Below are 20,070 nucleotides of genomic sequence, written 5' to 3' on the forward strand. Positions count from 1 at the left end.
AAGGTAAGAAAAATGTCAATTTCGCATTTAATTTGTCGACATTAATTTGAGGATAAAAAATAAAGGAACCAGCATTGTCAGCTGGTTCCTCCTTTGTGTTATTCTTCTTCCTCTTCATCTTGGATGAAAGTATTGTATACTTCTTCGATGATATCCCATTCCTCATCGGATGTGACAGGTGATAATTCTCCAATTTCCCCTTCTTCAGTTGGGATGTAGGAATATGCGTGGACAACGACTTCCTCATCATCCTCTCCCTCACCAACCGGGTAGCATAAAACGTATGACTTATCGAATTCATCAGATTCAAAGGTAAACAGAATTTCAAATAACTCCTCGTCACCGTTTTCATTGATCAGAGTAATATATTGTTCATCATCATAATGGTGTTCGTGCGCCATTTTTTCACCTCATTATTTTTTACTATCCAAATAGCCTTGAAGAATCATGGCAGCCGCCATTTTATCTATGACTTTCTTCCGCTTTTTCCTGCTGACATCTGCTTCAAGCAGGATACGTTCTGCTGCCATTGTGGTCAACCGTTCGTCCCATAAAACGGTTTGAACGGCAAACCGGCTTTCTAGTTCTTCCGCATAATATTGACTTGCCTCTCCACGCGGTCCAATTGTACCGTTCATATTCTTTGGCAAGCCTACTACTACAGTACTAATTTGATGTTCCTTAATTAATTGGCCAATTTCCTCAAAACCGAATTGTTTTTTTTCTTCATCAATTTTGAGTGTTTTCAGGCCCTGCGCTGTCCACCCAAGTTCATCACTTAGGGCGATCCCGACAGTCTTTGAACCTACATCTAAACCCATTAAACGCATTGATTAACCCTCTCGCTGCTGTTTTAAATACGATTTTACCAGTTCTTCAATGATTTCATCCCGTTCCAGCTTGCGGATGATATTGCGGGCATCGCGATGACGTGGGATGTAGGCTGGGTCTCCAGATAATAGGTAACCGACAATTTGATTAATAGGGTTATACCCTTTTTCCTTTAATGCCTCATAAACTTGAAAAAGTACATCATTGACATCATGTTCAAAAGGCTCTTCAGGAAAATTAAATCTCATTGTTTTATCAAATGAGCTCATTAACGTGCACCTCGAATTGGAATTGTTACCTACATTTTACACTACTTTGTCCTTATTACAAAACAGATTTTACCCATTCTTCGACAAAGGAAAGCGCTGAATCAAGTTTTTCAGGATCCTTGCCGCCTGCCTGAGCCATATCCGGACGGCCGCCGCCGCCGCCGCCGCACTTAGCAGACACTTCTTTAATTAACTTGCCGGCATGGTAACCTTGTTCAATTAAATCCTTTGTAACCGCAGCAATTAAATTCACCTTGCCATCTTGTGCACTTCCCAATACAATCACTGCAGAACCAAGCTTTTGTTTAAGATCGTCAGCCATATTACGCAAGTTGTTCATATCCTGAGCCTGAACTTTTGCGGCTAAGACAGTAACTCCATTGATTTCTTTTGCTTTGTTGACCAAATTTCCTGCCTCAATATTGCCAAGCTTGGCAGAGAGCGATTCGTTTTCTCTTTGAAGGTGTTTGATTTCAGCCAGTAAACCATCAATTCGATGCCCCACTTCTTTTGGATTAACCTTCAATTTCTCTGAAGCATCCTTTAACATGCCAACCTGCTCGATTAAAGCTTTGTAAGCTGATTCGCCGGTAACAGCCTCAATGCGCCTCGTGCCGGCACCAATTCCACCCTCAGAGACGATTTTAAACAAGCCGATTACGGAGGTGTTTGGAACGTGGCAGCCACCGCACAGCTCTAAGCTATAGTCGCCTACCTTAACAACGCGGACAATGTCGCCGTATTTTTCACCGAACAACGCCATTGCTCCCATTGCTTTTGCTTCAGCAATTGGCTTCAGGCTGATATCTACTTCAATGCTGCTCCAGATTTTCTCGTTGACAATCTTTTCGATTTGCTCCAGTTCTTCTGGTTTAATTTGACCAAAATGCGAGAAGTCAAAGCGAAGACGGTCCGGTTCAACAAGCGACCCTGCTTGATTCACATGCTCCCCTAATACATCCTTTAATGCACGATGCAATAAGTGGGTAGCAGTATGGTTCTTAATGATTTTCACACGGTTTTCCGGATCCACCTGGGCAGTTACCTGCTGGTTTGTCTTTAATGTTCCGCTTTGCACCACTACTTTATGAAGGTTCTGGCCGTTTGGCGCTTTTTGGACGTCTTTAACTGAGACGCTTGTCCCATCGCCTTGAATGACACCACGGTCGGCAATTTGTCCGCCGCTTTCCGCATAAAACGGAGTAATATCAAGAATAAGCTGAACCTCTTCACCGCTTGAAGCCTCATCCATCAGTTCGCCATTTTTTATAATCGCTAAAATAGAAGAGTTCGTGATCAGTTCATTATACCCAACAAACTTACTTTCTACAGTAATATCCCTTAATACGCCACCTTGAACCTGCATCGAATTTTCATCGTGACGAGCCGCACGGGCACGTTCCCGCTGAACTTCCATTTCTGCCTCAAAGCCATCGTGGTCAACCTTCATGCCTTCTTCTTCGGCATATTCTTCAGTCAATTCAACTGGGAAACCATACGTATCATAAAGACGGAAAACATCTTCACCAGAGATGATGTCGCTGCCTTTTTCCTTTTCCTTCTTAATGACGCTTGCTAAAATCGCCAATCCTTCATGAAGGGTTTCATGGAAGCGCTCCTCTTCAGTCTTTATTACCTTTTGAATAAATTCAGATTTATCCTTTACTTCTGGATAGAAATCATGCATGATTTCGCCCACCACTGGAACAAGTTCATACATAAACGGGCGGTTAATGTTGATTTGCTTAGCATACCGGACAGCACGGCGAAGCAAGCGTCTTAGAACATAGCCGCGGCCTTCGTTTGATGGCAGCGCTCCATCGCCAATGGCAAACGCAACGGTCCGGATATGGTCTGCAATTACTTTAAAGGCTTCATCCTGCCCCTTATCCACACCGTATTTTTCTCCGGAGATTTCTTCAGTCGCCCGGATAATCGGCATAAACAAGTCTGTATCAAAGTTGGTTGGGACATTTTGCACAACAGAAGCCATCCGCTCAAGACCCATTCCAGTATCAATATTTTTCTTAGGCAGCGGCGTATATGTACCGTCAGGATTATGGTTAAATTGTGAAAATACAAGGTTCCAAACCTCTAAGTAGCGTTCATTTTCCCCTCCAGGATACAATTCTGGATCATTTGGGTCAGCACCGTACTCAGGTCCGCGGTCATAGAAAATCTCCGTATTGGGACCACTTGGGCCTTCACCGATATCCCAGAAGTTTCCTTCAAGACGGATAATCCGCTCCTCCGGAATGCCGATCGTGTTATGCCAAATTTCATAGGCCTCATTATCTTCCGGATGAATTGTCACAGACAAGCGGTCTTTTTCAAAACCAATCCATTTTTCGTCCGTTAAGAATTCCCATGCCCACTCAATCGCTTCCCTTTTGAAATACTCGCCGATTGAGAAGTTTCCGAGCATTTCAAAGAAAGTATGGTGGCGGGCGGTTTTGCCGACATTTTCAATATCGTTTGTCCGTATGGACTTTTGGGCATTCGTAATTCTTGGATTTTCAGGCACGACACGGCCATCAAAATATTTTTTCAAAGTTGCAACACCGCTGTTTATCCACAACAACGACGGGTCATCATGCGGGACTAGCGAAGCGCTTGGTTCAATTTGGTGACCTTTTTCTTCATTAAAAAATTGTAAAAACATTGAGCGAATTTGCGAGCCGGTTAAATTTTTCATATTTATATTACCTCCTTTATTCTTAAAAAAGCACACAAAAAAGCCCTCATCCCCCAAACAGGGACGAGAGCTTATCTCGCGGTACCACCCTGATTATGGGTACAGATACAGCACCCATCTCTCAACAGCCTTTAACGCAGGTCTTACGGCAGTGATTAGCTGCACTCCGGATTAGCGTTCTGTTATCCTTCATCCAGAACCCCTTTCAGCCAAGAGGGCTCCTCTCTTCAGCGCAAGATGCGTTACAGATGGTCTATAACATACTTGGGTCCTTCTTCATTTTAAGCAATATTATCTATGACGAATTATAGCTAGTACTGACTTAGTTTGTCAAATACCTATGGTGAAGTTCCATTATTTCGGGCGTCGATAAAGTGATTTTTTGCATGAATGATGCCAACCTTTAGAATCGCTACCACCGGAACTGCTAATATCAACCCCAAGATCCCGCCGATCTCACCCCCTGCTGTCAGTGCCGCCATGATGACTAAAGGATGCATATGAAGGCTTTTGCCCACAATATATGGCGACAGTATATTACCTTCGAGGAACTGCAATCCAAATACAATAATCAGCGTGATAATGACCAATTTTACCGAAGTCGTTGCTGCCACAATCACCGCTGGTACAGCGCCGATAATGGGGCCAAAATAGGGAATGACATTTGTTGCTCCTACAATCATCCCTAACAATAAGGGATACTTTAAATGAAACACCCAGAACAGAAGAGACGAGACTGTTCCGATAATGACACAAACAAGCAGCTGGCCTCTAATGTATCTACCTAGTGAATCGTCAACATCCTTTAGAAAAAGGGTTCCCCTTTTGCGCCATTTTTTTGGTGTCATATACCAAACACTGCGTTTAATAAGGGTAAAATCCTTCAGCATATAGAAAGTAATAAAAGGGATAATCAGTAAAAGAGCTGCTGAACTTAACAATTTGCCTAAATAGCCAACAATAATTGATAAAAGAGAATCAAGTCTTTTCTCAAAAGCATCAATGCCGTCATTGATTCTCGTTTGCAATCCCTCCGGCCATTCCCTTGTATGGGACTGGAGAGTACGAATCCAATCTCGGTACTGTTCAGCGAAAACGGGTGCACTTTCCGACAGGTCTTTTATTTGTGCTATGACTGCTGGAATCCCCTTATAAAGGGTAAACCCAAGTCCACCAAAAAATATGACATAAATGAGCAGGATGGCAATGCCGCGATGAAGTCCTTTTTCATGCAGTTTTTCAACTATCGGATGCAGCAAATAGGTGATAAATCCGGAAATGACAAACGGCAGTGCGATAATTATGGCCACTTTTACAACGGGCAGCCAGACAAAACGTATTTTTAAAAATACGTAAATGACAATTAATAAAAGGAGTGAAAAACCGATTCGGTAATACCATTTCATACGAATATCCAACGTCCGTGCCTCCTTTAGTGGTTATTTTTGGAGACTCGGTAAATAAATATGCACTCAAAAATCCCCCTCGGCATATGAGGGGGACCTAAGCATTTAAAATATCGCTCGTTTCACTTTTCTTTGCATTCTTTTCATTTGCCGGCCTGACATTAAATTATTTCTTTGCGCCAAATTATAAGCAGCCATCCCGGCACCGAAAGCAACCATGGTCGTCATCAATTTGTTCATACGTTTCACCTCTTATTAGGATTGAAATCAAGACAGGTCACATAACTAAGACCACTGTCCAGCTACGGCGCCTAGGGGCTCGGGGTCATAAGCCAATCCGTCAAGAAGGCTAAAAAGCAGCCTTCTCGCCGGCTCGTCTTATGCCTGTCGCCCCTGATCAAGGCGCCTACGCTTTTCTATTTAGAGTGTGTAACGACGCAATTCTTCTTCAAACAAATCGTCTAATGAACTCAAGGTTCCGTCTTCCTCAACTTGATGGGTGTTGATAATTCCTTTGCCAACAGACAATTCAATAAAACAGTTCCAGCAATAGTATTGATTGATACCGATTTTTCCGATATCCTTGCTTGCACAATTGGGACACTTAAGCATGAAAAGACACCTCACGTTTGATTAACGTCAACGATAATGGCATCTTTTCCAACCGTTAAGGGTTTCTCGGACTGGATTACCTGTTTCCCATCAGTGATATCTGAAAAGAAGCCATCCGTGATTTCGTACCCTACGATTGTTCCCACTTCTTCCTGAAAGTATACATCTTTTAACATTCCGAGCGATTGTCCGCTATTGGAAAGCATCATCATCCCTTCAAGTGAATGCTGATGGTTCAATGTAAACTCAGGAGTTTCTTTCAGCTTTTCCAAGCTAGCAGCATCCTCAATCATGACCCCATCCCAGCCAAAGGAAGAAACCTTCTGAATGTCCAAAAAACAGGATTGTTTGAAGAAAACGCCCTTTTTAATCAATAGGCCTTTGACGGTTCCGTTTTTTGAAATGCAAAGATCACAAACCTCGCCGATTTTCGTTCCTTTTTTCGTTTCAAAAACCGGCTGCCCCTTCAATAAGGAAAATGTTCGCAAAGAGTATCCCACCTCCTTCGAACATTTTTAGTTTCCGTTATTTTTCGTCAAATCATAAGGTGCAACGTTTTCCATTGTGCTATTTGGAATAAGAAAGGTTGTTTAACAAACAATGTAGAAAAGAGGTTAGAAAGAGGTCGAGAAAATGAAAAAAAATCTAATCCTTTTCAGTTTTATTTTCATCATGATGATTAATATTTTCCCTTCCCATGCGCTTGGAGCGGCTACACATGGACAATATATTTTGATGACTAGAGAGGAATTTAAGGATTGGTTATTTCAAAATAAATTTAAAAGAAATATAAACATCATCCAGCAGCATCATACATGGCTGCCGTCCTACAAGCAGTTTTATGGGAATAATCATTTTAAACTGCTGGAGAGCATGGAAAATTTCCATGTGAAGCAAAGAGGCTGGAAGAATATCGCGCAAAATTTAACAACGTTTCCGGATGGAAAGGTGGCAGTGTCCAGGCCGTTTGATGTTGCACCAGAAGGCTCGATTGGCCCTATCGCTAACACAACCGGAATCATGATTGAAAATATCGGAAACTTTGATATCGGCCATGATGTGATGACAGCGGAGCAAAAAGAGACGATTGTTTATATCACGGCTGCTCTTTCCTTAAGATTCGGTCTGACTCCCTCTATTGATAGTATTACCTATCATCATTGGTGGAATGTAAAAACGGGTGAACGAGTGCTAGACAGCGGTCCGGATTACAATGTAAAAACCTGCCCGGGAACAGGTTTTTTTGGAGGTAATTCGACTACCGACGCCATCAATAATTTTTATCCGCTTGTGTCTCGCAAAATGCAGGAACTATCAAGTAAATAAATGTAAAAGGACCCTTTGGGTCCTTTTACATTAGCTGCCCGTTTTCTCGATAAAATCATATGGCGTAATATTTTCCATCCCAATCATTGGATTGACGGCCATTAATTCTTCCTCAAGCGACAATTTACTTTGTTCTTGATCCTTTTGAGGATCGGCTGTATTTCCGACAATGGTTTCCTGAAGTTTCTCACAAAGAGTGGTTAGTCTTGACATTTCATCCGCCCGCGCAACACCCATTTGCAGTGCATCAACCTCTCCGCAAAGGATCAAGGATTGTTTACTTCTTGTAATCGCCGTATAAATTAAGTTCCTTTGCAGCATTCTGTAATAACTTCTTGTTACGGGAAGAATGACTATCGGAAATTCACTTCCCTGTGATTTATGGACCGAGCAGCAATAGGCATGGGTAATTTGCGTCAAATCCTGCCTTGTATACTCCACTTCATTTCCTTCAAAGGAAATATAGATCATATCCTGCTTTTCAGTATTTTCCTTTGCATAGATGATAGAGATGATTTCCCCGATATCTCCATTAAACACATTATTCTCAGGCTGGTTAACTAACTGAAGAACTTTATCGCCAATCCGGTACTTAACATCTCCAAATTGGATTTCTTTTCTTTTGCCATCCGGGTTTGGGTTAAAGATTTCCTGCAAGAGTAAGTTTAATCTGTCAATGCCGGCAGGACCGCGGTACATTGGGGCTAAGACCTGAATATCCTTTGCCGTATAACCCTTATTTTTCGCATTTAATGCGACCTTTTCGACTACTTCTGCGATTTGCGTGGTAGTACATCTGATAAAGGAACGGTCAGCTTGTTTTTGGGTTATGTCAGCCGGCAAATGTCCCTTTTTGATTTCATGAGCTAGTTCAATAATAGAGGAGCCCTCTGCCTGGCGGTATATATCTGTTAACCTTACTGTCGGGATTCGCTCCGATCTTAGTAAATCCTTTAAAACCTGGCCTGGGCCGACAGACGGCAGCTGGTCTTCGTCACCTACCATGATGACTTGGATGTTTTCCGGTAACGCTTTGAAGAGCTGATTCGCGAGCCAAATATCGAGCATCGAAGTTTCATCGACAATGAGAATTTTTCCTTCAAGCGGGCTCCCCTCATCACGGTCAAAGCCTTCCGTCCCGTTGAAGCCAAGCAGTCGGTGAATTGTGACAGCGGGCAATCCAGTCGATTCACTCATCCGTTTGGCTGCTCTTCCGGTAGGCGCCGCGAGCAGAAACGGAAATGGTTCGTCCTTTTTTTGATAATCCTTTATTTCCAAGGAGCAGCCGTGGAGTTCTCCATAAAGCTCGACAATCCCCTTAATAACGGTGGTTTTCCCTGTTCCTGGCCCCCCCGTTAAGATCAGCATCGGTGACATTAACGCTGTTTGGATGGCTTCCCTTTGGGTTGGTGCATACTGAACCCCAAGCCGCTCTTCCAAATCTCCCAATGCCAGCAAAAATTCCGATTCCGGGAATTGGTCCTGATACTCTGTTTGCTGCAGGATTCGTTTAATGCTGGTGACGAGTCCTTTTTCCGCAAAGTATAAGGAAGGCAGGTAAACTCGCCTATCTTCACCAACAATTTTTCCTTCCTCTTCAAGCTTGATAATTTCGTTCGAGATGGCAAGGAAATCAATTTGGTCGCGCTGGTTATCTTCAAGCAGGGCTTTTACCTGCTCAATGAGGGCTTGGGCTTGCATATAGACATGCCCTGTCTGCATACATTCATTTTCCAATGTATAGAGGCAGCCTGCTTTGATTCTGTCCGGATGGCTGCCTGAGATTCCAAGTTGGTATCCGAGCTCATCCGCCCGGCCAAAACCAATACCTTCGACATCCTCAACCAGCTGGTATGGGTTTTTTTGAATAATCTCAAGTGTCTTTTCTTTATAAGTTTGGTATATACGCATCGACAGCTGCGGGCCAAAACCATACTGGTTTAACGCGACCAACACCTGCTCTAGACCTTGATGCTCCATTAACGTGTCATAAAGCTGCTTTGCCTTATCGGGAGGGAGCTTCGGTACGGTATCAAGCAAGGAAGGCTGATTGAGAATTTTCGAAATCGCATCCTCACCCAAGGTTTCCACGATATTTTCCGCCGTTTTCTTGCCGATTCCTTTGAACATTTCGCCGGACAAATAAGCAATAACACCCTGCTTAGATTGAGGCATGTCCTTACGAAAATGGTTGGCATGAAATTGAGTGCCAAAGCGAGGATGGTCTTTAAATTCCCCGTAAAAAATATACGTTTCCTGTTCGTGTACTTTTGGAAAATAGCCGGTAATAACGGCTTCTTTGTCTTCATAATGATGATTTGTCTCGTCTACCCGGATTCTGATGACGGTATAGAGGTTTTGCTCATTGTGAAAAATCGTGACAATCGGTCTGCCTTTAATATATTTCCCCTGCTCGCTAAACAAATCTAGCGCTTCCTGCTTTTCCACCATTGCTGCTCCCTCCTTCCATGTAAGAAATTGAATGGTCTACTGGTTCATTTCTAATATTTTTTTAGCATTTCCTGCCAATAGATGGTCAGGCTGGATTTCTAAAGCTTTTTCAAACATGTCCATCGCTTTTGGCCCCTGCTCTTTGAAAGCATAGGAAACACCCAAGTTGTAATAGGCATCTGCATGGTCGGGATCAAGCTCAACGCATTTTGTAAATTGGCTGATGGCTTCATCTATCAGTTCAAGGTTTGCCAAGCATAACCCGTATTGGAACCGGGCCTCGGCATCCTCTTCATTCAACTCAACGCTTCTTTGGAAATAGGGAAGCGCAAATTTGCTTTGGTCAAGATTGACTAATGAAAGCCCCAGCATAAAATAGTTGTCGCTGGTTTCCAGCCCTTTTCTCATCGCTATTTCAAACATGTTTTTCGCTTCCTGGAAACGGTCATTGCTGAAATAAAGGTTGCCCGCGCTGTAATAGGCGGCACCTGCATTTTCGTCAAGTTCAATCGCTTTTTGAAAAAATTTTAACGCTCTTTCAGCCTCACCGACAACGCTGAGGACGTTGCCAAAATTAATATAGCCGACTGGGTCAGACGGATTTTCCTGTATTGCCTCATTGAAAACCTTCACAGCCATTTCCCAATTGCCTTCCTGCATATATTGAACACCTAATTGGTTTTTGTCCATTATTTTCAACTCCGTTCTACATGGAAGTATACCATATTTTAATTGAAAATTGAGGTTGGAAAAGTGGTGTGGGTCGGCGGTTTGAGATATCCGCCGAAATTGGCCAAGTATCCGCCAACTTGTATGGATTATCCGCCAAATCTAGCCGGTTATCCGCCAAACTTGCAGAGTTATCCGCCGAAATCGAACAGTTATCCGCCAAACCCAATTTCCGCAACAAAAAACCCCAATTCCCAAACTGGAATCAGGGCCTCGAAAGCTTAACCAACATACGTCAGCCGCTCCCCATTTTTATAAACTTCATCAATCGTTCCACCACCAAGACATTCGTCACCGTTATAAAAAACAGCGGCTTGCCCAGGTGTGACGGCACGTATCGGTTCAGCAAAGATAACCTCAACCTTATCGCCTTCAAGCAAACGAACCTTTACCTTATGGTCCTCTTGGCGGTAACGGAATTTAGCAGTACAATCAAATTCGACAGGCTTTTCCCGGTTAGAAACCCAGCTAACATTCGTCGCAGTAATTGAATCGGAATAAAGCTTTTCATTATGGAAACCTTGGCCGACATATAAAACATTTCGTTTTAAGTCCTTGCCAATGGCAAACCAAGGTTCTCCCGATCCACCAATGCCGAGCCCATGACGCTGACCAATTGTATGATACATCAGGCCTTCATGTTTGCCTTTGACTTCGCCGTCGAACGTTTCCATGTTACCGGGCTGAGCAGGCAGGTATTGACCTAAAAACTCCTTAAAATTCCGTTCTCCGATAAAACAAATGCCGGTGGAGTCCTTTTTCGCCGCTGTAGCAAGACCGGCTTCCTTCGCAATTTCCCGTACTTTCGATTTTTCAAGATTTCCGATTGGGAACATGACTTTACTAATTTGCTCTTGAGATAATTGATTTAAGAAATAGGTTTGATCCTTATTTTCATCAAGTCCCCGCAGCATTTTATATTCCCCGTCGCGATATTCAACGCGGGCATAATGACCTGTAGCTAGATAGTCTGCCCCTAAATTCATTGCATGCTCCAAAAATGCTTTAAACTTAATTTCCTTATTGCACATGACATCGGGGTTCGGTGTCCTGCCCGCCCGATATTCATCAAGAAAATAGGTGAATACCTTGTCCCAATATTGTTTTTCAAAATTAACCGCATAATAAGGGATGCCAATTTGGTTGCAGACACGAATCACATCGTTATAATCCTCCGTTGCCGTACAAACACCGTTTTCGTCGGTGTCATCCCAGTTTTTCATAAAAATGCCGATTACATCGTAGCCCTGCTGCTTTAACAACAATGCCGCAACAGACGAATCAACACCTCCTGACATACCGACAACAACTCGGGTATCTTTTGGGTCTTTTCTTTCCATTTAAAAGTTCACCTCACTTTACACACAAATTTATCATGCATTTATTTTCTAAGCCGCGAAACAACCTTCGCTGTTTCTTCCGCCGCTTGTAGGATTTCTTCGGTTGTCGTGGTAAAGCCAAAACTAAAGCGGATTGCATTCGTTAACCGTTCCGAGCCTTTTCCAAACATCGCCACCAGGACATGCGATGGTTCAATTGATCCGGCCGTGCAGGCAGAACCACTTGACACAGCAATTCCCGCCAGGTCTAGATTCACCAGCATGGCTTCCACGTTAGTTCCGGGAAAGCTTAAGTTTAATACATGCGGCAAGGAATTTTCAAGCAATCCGTTTACAGCGAACTCAATCCCTGCTTCTTGAAGCTTGTTCATCAAAAGCTGCTTATACCCTGTAAACTGTTCTCTTTTCGCAGACCGTTCCTCCATCGCAATCAGAACCGCTTCATGGAACCCGGCAATTGATGTGACATTTTCTGTTCCTGCTCGCCGTTTTCTCTCCTGCTCGCCGCCAAATAAACGTGGTGAAATTTTAACATTTGACCTTACATAAAGAAAACCGATCCCTTTTGGTCCATTTATTTTATGGGCAGAAACCGAAAGCAAATCGATATAGCTTTGGTCGACATTTATATTTTCCATCCCATATGCTTGTACGGCATCTGTATGAAATTTTGCCTGATGGTCCTTCAAAATATGGCCAATTTCCGCAATCGGCTGGATGGTGCCAACCTCGTTGTTTCCATACATGACAGAAACTAAAATCGTATCGTCCCTCAAGGCCTCCTGAAGGTCTGAAACGGAAATCCTGCCTGTTTCATCAACTGGCAAATAGGTAACCTCAAAGCCCATCTTTTCAAGCTTCTGACAAGCATGAAGAACAGCATGATGCTCTACTTGAGTAGTGATGATATGCTTCCCTAAATGCTGATAGCTTTCCGCAACGCCAAATAAGGCCATATTGTCCGCTTCGGTACCGCCGCTAGTAAAAATAATCTCATTTTCATTTGCCCCAATGCTCCCCGCGAGTGTTGCCCGCGCCACATCAATATAGTGTCGCGCTTCCCTGCCAAAAGCATGGATGCTTGATGGATTTCCAAAAACAGTTTTCATCGTCTCATGCATTTTTTCAATCACTTTTGGATGCATCGGAGAGGTTGCGGCATGGTCGAGATAAATTCGTTCCATTATGACACCTCAAATCAAAAAATATCTATATTATTAACTTTGTCATTAAATATAAAACATATAACCTTCCACATCACCATCTTCACTGTGGCTGGCCAGGTCTTCTAGAGTCGTATTATCCAATACGCCCTTAATCGCGTCGCGGATGCGAATCCACAACTCCCGTTTAGCAGGTTCTTCGTCTTCAATTCCCTCAACAGGTGTAATTGGTCCCTCAAGCACACGAATCACATCGCCTGCCGTAATTTTTGAAGGTACATCTGTTAAAATATAACCACCATAAGCACCTCTAATACTTTTAACCAGCCCGGCATTTCTTAATGGCGCAATCAATTGCTCCAAATAATGCTCCGATAAATCATTTGCTTGGGCAATTGTTTTTAAAGAAGTCGGCCCTTCCCCATAATTTTTGGCCAATTCAATCATAATTGTAAGGCCGTATCGTCCCTTTGTAGATATTTTCATAAAATAACACCTCTATTATTTAGAATTTATATTCAAAAAAATCCGCAGTAATTTGATAGGCATTAGAATTATAACATATTCCTCTTTAATATGCTTTTCCACGAGAAAATGGTATTGTTTAGATAGCAAAATATTTATTGGGGAGATTATTATGCAGCAAAAGCCGTTAGCATTTCGGATGCGGCCCCGCACAATTGAAGAGGTAGCCGGCCAGCAGCATCTTGTCGGTGATGGAAAAATTATTGCCAGAATGGTAAAGGCCAAGCAGCTGACATCGATGATTCTGTATGGACCGCCTGGGATTGGGAAAACTTCGATCGCAAGCGCCATTGCCGGCAGTACCAAATACGCTTTTCGAACATTAAACGCCGTGACGAATAATAAAAAAGATATGGAAATTGTTGCCGCTGAGGCAAAAATGTCTGGTAAAGTGATACTTCTTCTTGATGAGGTGCACAGGCTGGATAAAGCGAAGCAGGACTTCCTATTACCTTATTTGGAAAACGGAATGATTGTTTTGATTGGGGCCACAACCAGTAACCCATATCATGCCATTAACCCTGCCATCCGGAGCCGCTGCCAAATTTTCGAACTTAAGCCTTTAACACCTGATGAAGTAAAACAGACATTAGTTAGGGCATTAAAGGATGAAGAACGCGGGTACGGCAGATTAAAGGTCGAACTGACGGAGGAAGCGCTTCAGCATTTTGCCCAAGGCTCAGGAGGAGATGTCCGCAGCTCTTTAAATGCCCTGGAATTAGCTATTCTTTCGACGGACCCGGATGAGCAAGGTATCATTCATATCGATGTGCAAACCGCGGAAGAATGCCTGCAGAAGAAAAGCATTGCCGCAGATAAGGATGGGGACGCACATTACGATGTATTGTCAGGCTTTCAAAAATCAATCCGCGGCAGTGACGTGAACGCTGCCCTGCATTATCTTGGCAGATTAATTGAGGCCGGGGACTTGGTGAGCATCAGCCGGCGGTTAATCGTAATTGCCTATGAGGATATTGGGCTTGCCAACCCGCAGGCGGGAGCACGGACATTGGCGGCCGTTGAAACGGCGGAAAGACTCGGCTTTCCCGAAGCACGAATCCCGCTTGCCAATGCGGTGATTGAATTATGCCTGTCGCCCAAATCCAATTCAGCGATCCTTGCAATTGATGCTGCCCTTTCCGACATTCAAAAGGGGATTTCTGGGGATGTCCCTGATCATTTAAAGGACGCCCATTACAGAGGAGCGAAAGAGCTTGGCAGAGGCATCGGCTACAAGTATCCGCATGACTATGAGAACGGCTGGGTGCCACAGCAATACCTGCCAGATCGAATCAAGAACAAACAATACTATCAGCCGAAAAAAACAGGGAAATTCGAACAAGCCTTGGCTGCTGTCTATGAAAAGCTTACAAGAAAAAATTAAACATGTATAAAAAAATGACGTGTACAATTCACACGTCATTTTTTAATAAAATTATCAGCTGTTAACCGAAAACTCTTCACCAATCTGCATTAATCTTAATTCAACGTCTTCTTCCGTTAATTCATGTTCCTTTACGTACAAGTTCCTTGGGTGCATTCGGCATTCATGTGTGCAGCCCCTTAGGTATTTGTGCTCACTTTCCTCTGAGCAGATAATTTGTTTATTGCATTCCGGGTTTGCACAATTTACATATCGTTCACAAGGTTCACCCGTGAAATAATCTTTACCGACAATAACATGTTCAACCCGGTTCACCGGCACACTGATTCGTCCGTCGAATACATAGCATTGTCCGTCCCAAAGCTGTCCTTGCACTTCAGGGTCCTTCCCGTAGGTCACGATTCCGCCATGCAGTTGTCCAACATCTTGAAAGCCTTCCTTTACAAGCCAGCCTGAAAACTTCTCGCAGCGAATTCCGCCTGTACAATAGGTCAAGATTTTTTTCCCTTCAAACTGCTGTTTATTTTCCCGAATCCAGTCCGGAAGCTCGCGAAAGGCAGTTATGTCGGGCCGAACTGCTCCTCTAAAATGACCCAAATCAAATTCATAGTCATTTCTGGCATCAATGACAACGGTCTCCGGATCCTGCATTGCCTCATAGAATTCTTTTGGACTCAAATGTTTACCGGTTGTTTCATTAGGATCGATTTCATCTTCTAAGCGAAGAGTGACAAGCTCCGGCCGAAAACGGACGTGCATCTTTTTAAAGGCATGCTCATACTCTTCATCAATTTTAAAAACCATCTCAGCGAAACGTTCGTCTTGATGCATGATTTCCATATACTTTTCAGTCTGCTCGACCGTTCCCGAAACCGTACCATTAATCCCTTCGGCAGCCACTAAAATTCGTCCTTTAAGTCCTAGTTCCTTACAGAACTGCAAATGCTGAGCGGCAAATTCCTCCGGATTCTCAATTGGTACATACATGTAATATAGTAATACTCTATATGGTTTATTTTCTGTCATTTGTTACTGCCCCTATCTATGTTAGTAAATTCTACCATGCCTGATCCACTTGGTGGCAACCCATTTTTCACCTTCGGATACCGGCACACTGGTGTGTAAGGACAGTCGATCAACTTGCCCCTTACTATTCCCATAATGAAAGTAAACAGCTGTTCCTTTTTTCGGAACTATCGATACTCCAGACTTTGGGAATACGGTTTCTCCTCCTGAAACGACATTGTTTAAATAGATTAAAAAGGTGCCAATCCGCTGTCCCCCTTTATCTGCTTTAACCTGGTTTGCGGGGAAATAATCGAAATGGGGTTTATATTCCTCGCCAATTTTATAGTTCAAAACCTGCAGTCCCTCGCCATTTTCAACCGGATAGCCGGTTAATTCAGCAATTCTTTTCTCAATCGTGGAGACGAGTGCATTTTCATTGATTGTAAAATACATTCCTTTGCTCGTTCTGCCAGAAGCAGCACGTTCCTCACCTGTGTTTTTATCAATAACATAAGAGGGCTGTAATCTGTCCCTTGAAAGGCTGATCAGTTTGTCACATTCTTCGTCGCTTAACACATTATCTAAATGCAGAATAAATGGATGCTCCACTCTAGAAAGCACCTTAATTTCCCGGTCCCCCGCATGTAGTTTATTACCCTTTTGACCAATTTCAGGAATTTCATAATAATAAGGACTTTGCTTATCGGCTGTTAAAATGGTTTGGTTTCCACCAATACGCAATAAAGTCCTTAAAGCAAATGTTTCATCGAATCCCTTTTTAATCATCGCATCGACGATTTTCTCCGGGCTTGCACCACTATTTAATGTCTGAATGATCCAATCTTTAAATTCGCTGGAGATATGCTTGATTTTTTCCACTCTATATTTCTCCTTTTAGAACGAGTACCAAACAATTATCTCTTAACTACAAGAAAATTACCAGCGAAGGGTATCGTTGTTCTAGCCCAAACTACCTAAGGTTTAACATACTTATATTTCAATTCATCTTCTTTTGCATCATAATCAACATGTAAATCATGCCCATCGAAATACCAGATATCCCCTTCTTCAACAAAGAAAAGGATCCCATCCAAATCAGTACTGGCTGCTATTTTTAAAGGCTCCTCTTGAGTAAATGCCAAAGAGTACCCCTTCTGAATGGGACTATTTCCATAAACTTGCGTATAAAACCGCAGTTTATCCCCCTTCTTAAGGCCAATATCTTCTTTAAACCATTTTAACGCCTGATTGCTGATTTTAATTTCCATAAGTAAGTCCTCCAGATATTTTTTCTACTATATAGTTTGCCCATATCATATCGCTATAATTGAAAAAAGGAGGCTGTCTCAACAGCTAAGATGAGACAGCCCTATTTCACTTGATTATGCAGCAACATCCCGTTTTTTGAATACAAAGAATGCCAAGAATTGAAAAACAACAAAGTAAATAACTAGAATAAAGATTGAAAAATTCATCGTCATTCCCTCGACCATCGGGGATCCTTCAAAGTATTGCATTAAATTCGTATTGGCAAATAGAATATATTTCGCCCATGAAAACTTAAGCGACAGCAGCGCAGTAAATTGCGCTCCAGTAAATAATAAGAAAATAGATAATCCGATGGCAAGTGAACTGTTTCGGAAAACAGATGAAATCATGAACGCCATCGTCGCCAGCATGATCATATCAATAGAGCTTAAACCATAATAGATTAATAAATGGACCACAATATTTTGCTCGGTAACCGAACCGTTATGATAGTTTAAATACGGGGCTGCATGCTCAGGCATTCCGAATAACAATGCGCCAAGGACCGTCGAAAAGACAAACAAAATCGCTAGCATGGTCAGGGCAAACAATAAAACAGTCAAATATTTTGAAATTAATATTTTGCTTCGATTGATAGGCCGAATCAACAGCAGCTTAATGGTTCCCCAATTAAATTCACTGGCTACAATTCCTGCAGAAATGATAATCGTAAACAACCCAGCCATCATGATAAGTTCAGATGCCTGTTTGACAAATGACCAAACATTAAATTTTTCTTTCGGTGGAATATCATGTTTTATACGATAGTCATTGATGGCGATTTCTTCTTTGAAAAAGTCCTTCTCTATTTTGGTCCTGCTCTGCTCCATCTGTTTCTTTAAGGCATCGTTTTCTTCCTGCAACGTTTGCTGCCAATTCTTATCCGGACCAGCATTAGAGCCATTTTCTTGATATTTAAAAAAGGCACCGACAATGCAGGTTATGACAATCAGCATCGCAATCATGACATAGGTACCGGGACGCCGAAAAATTTTCATCCATTCATTTTTTATTAAATTAAGCATGGGCTTCTGCCTCCTTTTCTTTCGTCACTTCAAGGAAGCGGTCTTCTAGAGTTTTCGCAGTTTCCTTAATGCTAAAAATCTTAATGTCTTCTTGGACTAGGATTTTAACCAGATTTGGGATTTCTTGTTTTGAAAGACTGACAGATATACCGTTTCGTGACAGATTTGCTTCTGCATCTGGGAAGTAAGAGCGTACGATTGATAGTGCAGTTTCGCTAGGAATAACTTCCATTTCATGGACTGTTTCATTGCCCTGGATAAATTCCTTCACCTGCTGGACATCAATCAATTGCCCATTTTGAATAATGCCGATTCGGTCGCACATCATTTCCATTTCGGACAAGAGGTGGCTGGAAACAATAACTGCCATATTTTTTTCACGTGCCAGACGGCGGACATAGTCTCGGATTTCCCGAATTCCTGCAGGATCGAGACCGTTTGTCGGTTCATCAAGTATTAATACCTCGGGATCATGCAATAGACATTGTGCAAGCCCCAATCTCTGCCTCATACCTAGAGAATAGGTTTTAACTTTATCGTGTATTCTGTCCGACAGCCCCACTAATTCCACTACTTCAGCAATTTTTTCCTTCGTAATTCCCTTGGCCATTCTAGCATAATGTATCAGGTTTTGATAACCTGTTAAAAACTTGTACATTTCCGGATTTTCAACGATGGCTCCAACATGGCGAACGGCGTCTTCAAATTGTGTTTTGATGCTGGAACCGCCAATGGTAATGTCCCCAGAGGTAATCGCCATTAAACCGACGATCATTCGTATGGTCGTTGTCTTACCTGCACCGTTCGGACCTAGAAATCCAAAAACTTCTCCTTTATTCACTTGAAAGCTGATATCGTCTATTATCGTTCTCCCTTTAATCACTTTTGTTACATTTATTAATTCTACGATTGATTTCAAAAATTTTCTCCCCTCTCTTCGAGTGCCCCTATATTTTAACCTAACAGCTAAAATTTTCCTACTAATTCACTAATTATCTTAACTTAATATTAGGAGTGAATTAAACGGCTGAAGATGTAAAGAAACTAGGTCTGGAGACCGAAAAAAACGGAAGGACAACAATAGCCAGACATAGAAAAGACAGCGAGTGCACCATGTTTTTGCTTTTCCCTCCACAAAGTTATATAAGATTTTTCAGCAAAAAAAAGCCCTAAGCATTTTTGCTTAGAGCTAAAGTTTAGCTATTTCTCATCTGCTACGCGGATGATTTTGATGTCTTTTAGTAATTGGCTAAACACATAGCCTGCCATGATTAACCCACATGCAGATGGCACGAATGCATTAGAAGATGGCGGCATTTTTGCCTTCCTAATCTCTGCATTTTCGTTTCCGACAACTTTTCTGACATCCTCTCGAATAACAATCGGGCTTTCATCGGAGAAGACAACCGGAATGCCTTTGTGAATTCGTTCTTTACGCAATTTTGTTCTAATCACCTTAGCAATCGGGTCTGTATGCGTCTTTGAAATATCGGCGATTTGGAAGCGGGTTGGATCCATTTTATTGGCGGCACCCATACTTGATATAATCGGGATATTCCTCTTTAAACATTCCTTCATCAAATGGATTTTATACATAATCGTATCTGAAGCATCAACAACAAAATCTAACTTGTGGCTGAAAATTTCTTCATATGTTTCCTCAGTATAAAACATTTTTAATGAAATAACTTCACAATCGGGATTAATATCCTTAATCCGCTCCTCCATAATTTCAACCTTTGGTCTACCTACAGTGGATAGCAAGGCAATTAATTGGCGGTTAACATTAGTAATGTCTACATCGTCTTTATCTATCAACACTAGACGGCCGACTCCAGAACGGGCAAGCGCCTCCGCGGCAAAAGAACCGACGCCGCCAATACCTAATACGGCAACCGTACTGTTTTTCATTATATCAAGGCCTTCTTTACCAATCGCAAGCTCATTACGAGAAAATTGATGCAACATTGTGTTCACTCCAAAAATTAAATTCGATTT

The 20,070-nt window shown here is 42.3% G+C and carries 22 protein-coding genes; 3 read left to right on the forward strand and 19 right to left on the reverse strand.

Translation table 11 applies throughout. From position 1 onward, the window contains the following. Positions 1-98 precede the first annotated feature (98 nt). The 8 genes from ACZ5AE_RS22075 to ACZ5AE_RS22110 form a co-directional block, all read right to left on the reverse strand. Positions 99-401 carry a DUF1292 domain-containing protein gene (locus ACZ5AE_RS22075; RefSeq protein ID WP_464566687.1) on the reverse strand — a complete coding sequence of 101 codons (303 nt, stop codon included), beginning with the start codon at positions 399-401 and terminating at the stop codon, positions 99-101. A 12-nt stretch (positions 402-413) separates the two neighbouring features. Next, complete coding sequence (gene ruvX / locus ACZ5AE_RS22080; protein ID WP_464566688.1) at positions 414-830, reverse strand: Holliday junction resolvase RuvX; 417 nt, start codon at positions 828-830, stop codon at positions 414-416. Between the two features lie 3 nt (positions 831-833). Continuing rightward, complete coding sequence (locus ACZ5AE_RS22085) at positions 834-1,100, reverse strand: IreB family regulatory phosphoprotein (protein WP_066311816.1); 267 nt, start codon at positions 1,098-1,100, stop codon at positions 834-836. Positions 1,101-1,155: 55 nt separating this feature from the next. Next, positions 1,156-3,795 carry an alanine--tRNA ligase gene (alaS, locus tag ACZ5AE_RS22090; protein ID WP_464566689.1) on the reverse strand — a complete coding sequence of 880 codons (2,640 nt, stop codon included), beginning with the start codon at positions 3,793-3,795 and terminating at the stop codon, positions 1,156-1,158. A 338-nt stretch (positions 3,796-4,133) separates the two neighbouring features. Continuing rightward, complete coding sequence (locus ACZ5AE_RS22095) at positions 4,134-5,213, reverse strand: AI-2E family transporter (protein WP_464566690.1); 1,080 nt, start codon at positions 5,211-5,213, stop codon at positions 4,134-4,136. 93 nt (positions 5,214-5,306) lie between these two features. Beyond that, positions 5,307-5,441, reverse strand: coding sequence for a YrzQ family protein (locus ACZ5AE_RS22100; RefSeq protein ID WP_213120076.1), 135 nt, complete (start codon positions 5,439-5,441; stop codon positions 5,307-5,309). Between the two features lie 180 nt (positions 5,442-5,621). Next, positions 5,622-5,813: a hypothetical protein gene (locus ACZ5AE_RS22105; protein ID WP_213120075.1), complete on the reverse strand. Its 192-nt coding sequence runs from the start codon at positions 5,811-5,813 to the stop codon at positions 5,622-5,624. 11 nt (positions 5,814-5,824) lie between these two features. Then, the gene (locus ACZ5AE_RS22110; protein WP_464566691.1) at positions 5,825-6,301 is read right to left on the reverse strand and encodes a PRC-barrel domain-containing protein; all 477 of its coding nucleotides are present in this window, start codon (positions 6,299-6,301) and stop codon (positions 5,825-5,827) included. Between the two features lie 145 nt (positions 6,302-6,446). Between ACZ5AE_RS22110 and ACZ5AE_RS22115 the strand changes: the two genes are divergently transcribed. Continuing rightward, positions 6,447-7,139 (forward strand): N-acetylmuramoyl-L-alanine amidase, encoded by a 693-nt coding sequence (locus tag ACZ5AE_RS22115; RefSeq protein WP_464566692.1) that lies wholly within the window; start codon positions 6,447-6,449, stop codon positions 7,137-7,139. A gap of 30 nt (positions 7,140-7,169) precedes the next feature. On the opposite strand, the gene recD2 is transcribed toward ACZ5AE_RS22115, so the two are convergent. After that, positions 7,170-9,590: an SF1B family DNA helicase RecD2 gene (gene recD2, locus ACZ5AE_RS22120; protein ID WP_464566693.1), complete on the reverse strand. Its 2,421-nt coding sequence runs from the start codon at positions 9,588-9,590 to the stop codon at positions 7,170-7,172. Between the two features lie 36 nt (positions 9,591-9,626). Beyond that, positions 9,627-10,280 carry a tetratricopeptide repeat protein gene (locus tag ACZ5AE_RS22125; RefSeq protein ID WP_464566694.1) on the reverse strand — a complete coding sequence of 218 codons (654 nt, stop codon included), beginning with the start codon at positions 10,278-10,280 and terminating at the stop codon, positions 9,627-9,629. A gap of 42 nt (positions 10,281-10,322) precedes the next feature. Between ACZ5AE_RS22125 and ACZ5AE_RS22130 the strand changes: the two genes are divergently transcribed. Then, complete coding sequence (locus ACZ5AE_RS22130; protein WP_464566695.1) at positions 10,323-10,544, forward strand: hypothetical protein; 222 nt, start codon at positions 10,323-10,325, stop codon at positions 10,542-10,544. Here ACZ5AE_RS22130 and mnmA read toward each other — a convergent pair. The 3 genes from mnmA to cymR are packed head-to-tail and all read right to left on the reverse strand — an operon-like array spanning position 10,541 to position 13,308. Continuing rightward, complete coding sequence (gene mnmA, locus ACZ5AE_RS22135) at positions 10,541-11,659, reverse strand: tRNA 2-thiouridine(34) synthase MnmA (protein ID WP_464566696.1); 1,119 nt, start codon at positions 11,657-11,659, stop codon at positions 10,541-10,543. The two genes, ACZ5AE_RS22130 and mnmA, sit on opposite strands and share 4 nt — an antisense overlap. Positions 11,660-11,700: 41 nt before the next feature. Continuing rightward, positions 11,701-12,843 (reverse strand): cysteine desulfurase family protein, encoded by a 1,143-nt coding sequence (locus ACZ5AE_RS22140; protein WP_464566697.1) that lies wholly within the window; start codon positions 12,841-12,843, stop codon positions 11,701-11,703. A 45-nt stretch (positions 12,844-12,888) separates the two neighbouring features. Next, entirely contained in the window at positions 12,889-13,308 is a 420-nt protein-coding gene (gene cymR / locus ACZ5AE_RS22145; RefSeq protein WP_464566698.1) for a cysteine metabolism transcriptional regulator CymR, read from the reverse strand. A gap of 151 nt (positions 13,309-13,459) precedes the next feature. On the opposite strand from cymR, the gene ACZ5AE_RS22150 reads away from it, so the two are divergent. Then, a complete protein-coding gene (locus tag ACZ5AE_RS22150; protein ID WP_464566699.1) occupies positions 13,460-14,731 on the forward strand; it encodes a replication-associated recombination protein A in 1,272 nt (423 codons plus the stop codon). A gap of 54 nt (positions 14,732-14,785) precedes the next feature. Here the strand turns inward: ACZ5AE_RS22150 and trhO are convergent, their stop codons facing one another. From trhO to ACZ5AE_RS22180, 6 genes are all read right to left on the reverse strand, one after another. Next, on the reverse strand, positions 14,786-15,757 hold the full coding sequence (gene trhO / locus ACZ5AE_RS22155) for an oxygen-dependent tRNA uridine(34) hydroxylase TrhO (protein WP_464566700.1): 972 nt from the start codon (positions 15,755-15,757) through the stop codon (positions 14,786-14,788). Between the two features lie 21 nt (positions 15,758-15,778). After that, entirely contained in the window at positions 15,779-16,618 is an 840-nt protein-coding gene (locus ACZ5AE_RS22160) for a 2OG-Fe(II) oxygenase (RefSeq protein WP_464566701.1), read from the reverse strand. A gap of 95 nt (positions 16,619-16,713) precedes the next feature. After that, positions 16,714-17,007 carry a HesB/YadR/YfhF family protein gene (locus ACZ5AE_RS22165; RefSeq protein WP_464566702.1) on the reverse strand — a complete coding sequence of 98 codons (294 nt, stop codon included), beginning with the start codon at positions 17,005-17,007 and terminating at the stop codon, positions 16,714-16,716. 114 nt (positions 17,008-17,121) lie between these two features. Then, positions 17,122-18,072, reverse strand: a complete 951-nt coding sequence (locus tag ACZ5AE_RS22170; RefSeq protein ID WP_464566703.1) for an ABC transporter permease — start codon at positions 18,070-18,072, stop codon at positions 17,122-17,124. Next, positions 18,065-18,991, reverse strand: a complete 927-nt coding sequence (locus ACZ5AE_RS22175; RefSeq protein WP_464566704.1) for an ABC transporter ATP-binding protein — start codon at positions 18,989-18,991, stop codon at positions 18,065-18,067. Before ACZ5AE_RS22175 ends, ACZ5AE_RS22170 begins: the two co-directional genes overlap by 8 nt. Positions 18,992-19,272: 281 nt before the next feature. Next, complete coding sequence (locus tag ACZ5AE_RS22180) at positions 19,273-20,040, reverse strand: tRNA threonylcarbamoyladenosine dehydratase (RefSeq protein WP_464566705.1); 768 nt, start codon at positions 20,038-20,040, stop codon at positions 19,273-19,275. Positions 20,041-20,070: the final 30 nt, after the last annotated feature.

The organism is Neobacillus sp. S1227, assembly GCF_055385255.1.

What these genes read in the sequence shown, in the direction of transcription:
- ACZ5AE_RS22075 (WP_464566687.1), bottom strand. Translation starts at nt 401, where the DNA reads ATGGCGCACGAACACCATTATGATGATGAACAATATATTACTCTGATC.
- ruvX (WP_464566688.1), bottom strand. Translation starts at nt 830, where the DNA reads ATGCGTTTAATGGGTTTAGATGTAGGTTCAAAGACTGTCGGGATCGCC.
- ACZ5AE_RS22085 (WP_066311816.1), bottom strand. Translation starts at nt 1,100, where the DNA reads ATGAGCTCATTTGATAAAACAATGAGATTTAATTTTCCTGAAGAGCCT.
- alaS (WP_464566689.1), bottom strand. Translation starts at nt 3,795, where the DNA reads ATGAAAAATTTAACCGGCTCGCAAATTCGCTCAATGTTTTTACAATTT.
- ACZ5AE_RS22100 (WP_213120076.1), bottom strand. Translation starts at nt 5,441, where the DNA reads ATGAACAAATTGATGACGACCATGGTTGCTTTCGGTGCCGGGATGGCT.
- ACZ5AE_RS22105 (WP_213120075.1), bottom strand. Translation starts at nt 5,813, where the DNA reads ATGCTTAAGTGTCCCAATTGTGCAAGCAAGGATATCGGAAAAATCGGT.
- ACZ5AE_RS22115 (WP_464566692.1), top strand. Translation starts at nt 6,447, where the DNA reads ATGAAAAAAAATCTAATCCTTTTCAGTTTTATTTTCATCATGATGATT.
- recD2 (WP_464566693.1), bottom strand. Translation starts at nt 9,590, where the DNA reads ATGGTGGAAAAGCAGGAAGCGCTAGATTTGTTTAGCGAGCAGGGGAAA.
- ACZ5AE_RS22125 (WP_464566694.1), bottom strand. Translation starts at nt 10,280, where the DNA reads ATGGACAAAAACCAATTAGGTGTTCAATATATGCAGGAAGGCAATTGG.
- mnmA (WP_464566696.1), bottom strand. Translation starts at nt 11,659, where the DNA reads ATGGAAAGAAAAGACCCAAAAGATACCCGAGTTGTTGTCGGTATGTCA.
- ACZ5AE_RS22140 (WP_464566697.1), bottom strand. Translation starts at nt 12,843, where the DNA reads ATGGAACGAATTTATCTCGACCATGCCGCAACCTCTCCGATGCATCCA.
- cymR (WP_464566698.1), bottom strand. Translation starts at nt 13,308, where the DNA reads ATGAAAATATCTACAAAGGGACGATACGGCCTTACAATTATGATTGAA.
- ACZ5AE_RS22150 (WP_464566699.1), top strand. Translation starts at nt 13,460, where the DNA reads ATGCAGCAAAAGCCGTTAGCATTTCGGATGCGGCCCCGCACAATTGAA.
- trhO (WP_464566700.1), bottom strand. Translation starts at nt 15,757, where the DNA reads ATGACAGAAAATAAACCATATAGAGTATTACTATATTACATGTATGTA.
- ACZ5AE_RS22165 (WP_464566702.1), bottom strand. Translation starts at nt 17,007, where the DNA reads ATGGAAATTAAAATCAGCAATCAGGCGTTAAAATGGTTTAAAGAAGAT.
- ACZ5AE_RS22170 (WP_464566703.1), bottom strand. Translation starts at nt 18,072, where the DNA reads ATGCTTAATTTAATAAAAAATGAATGGATGAAAATTTTTCGGCGTCCC.
- ACZ5AE_RS22180 (WP_464566705.1), bottom strand. Translation starts at nt 20,040, where the DNA reads ATGTTGCATCAATTTTCTCGTAATGAGCTTGCGATTGGTAAAGAAGGC.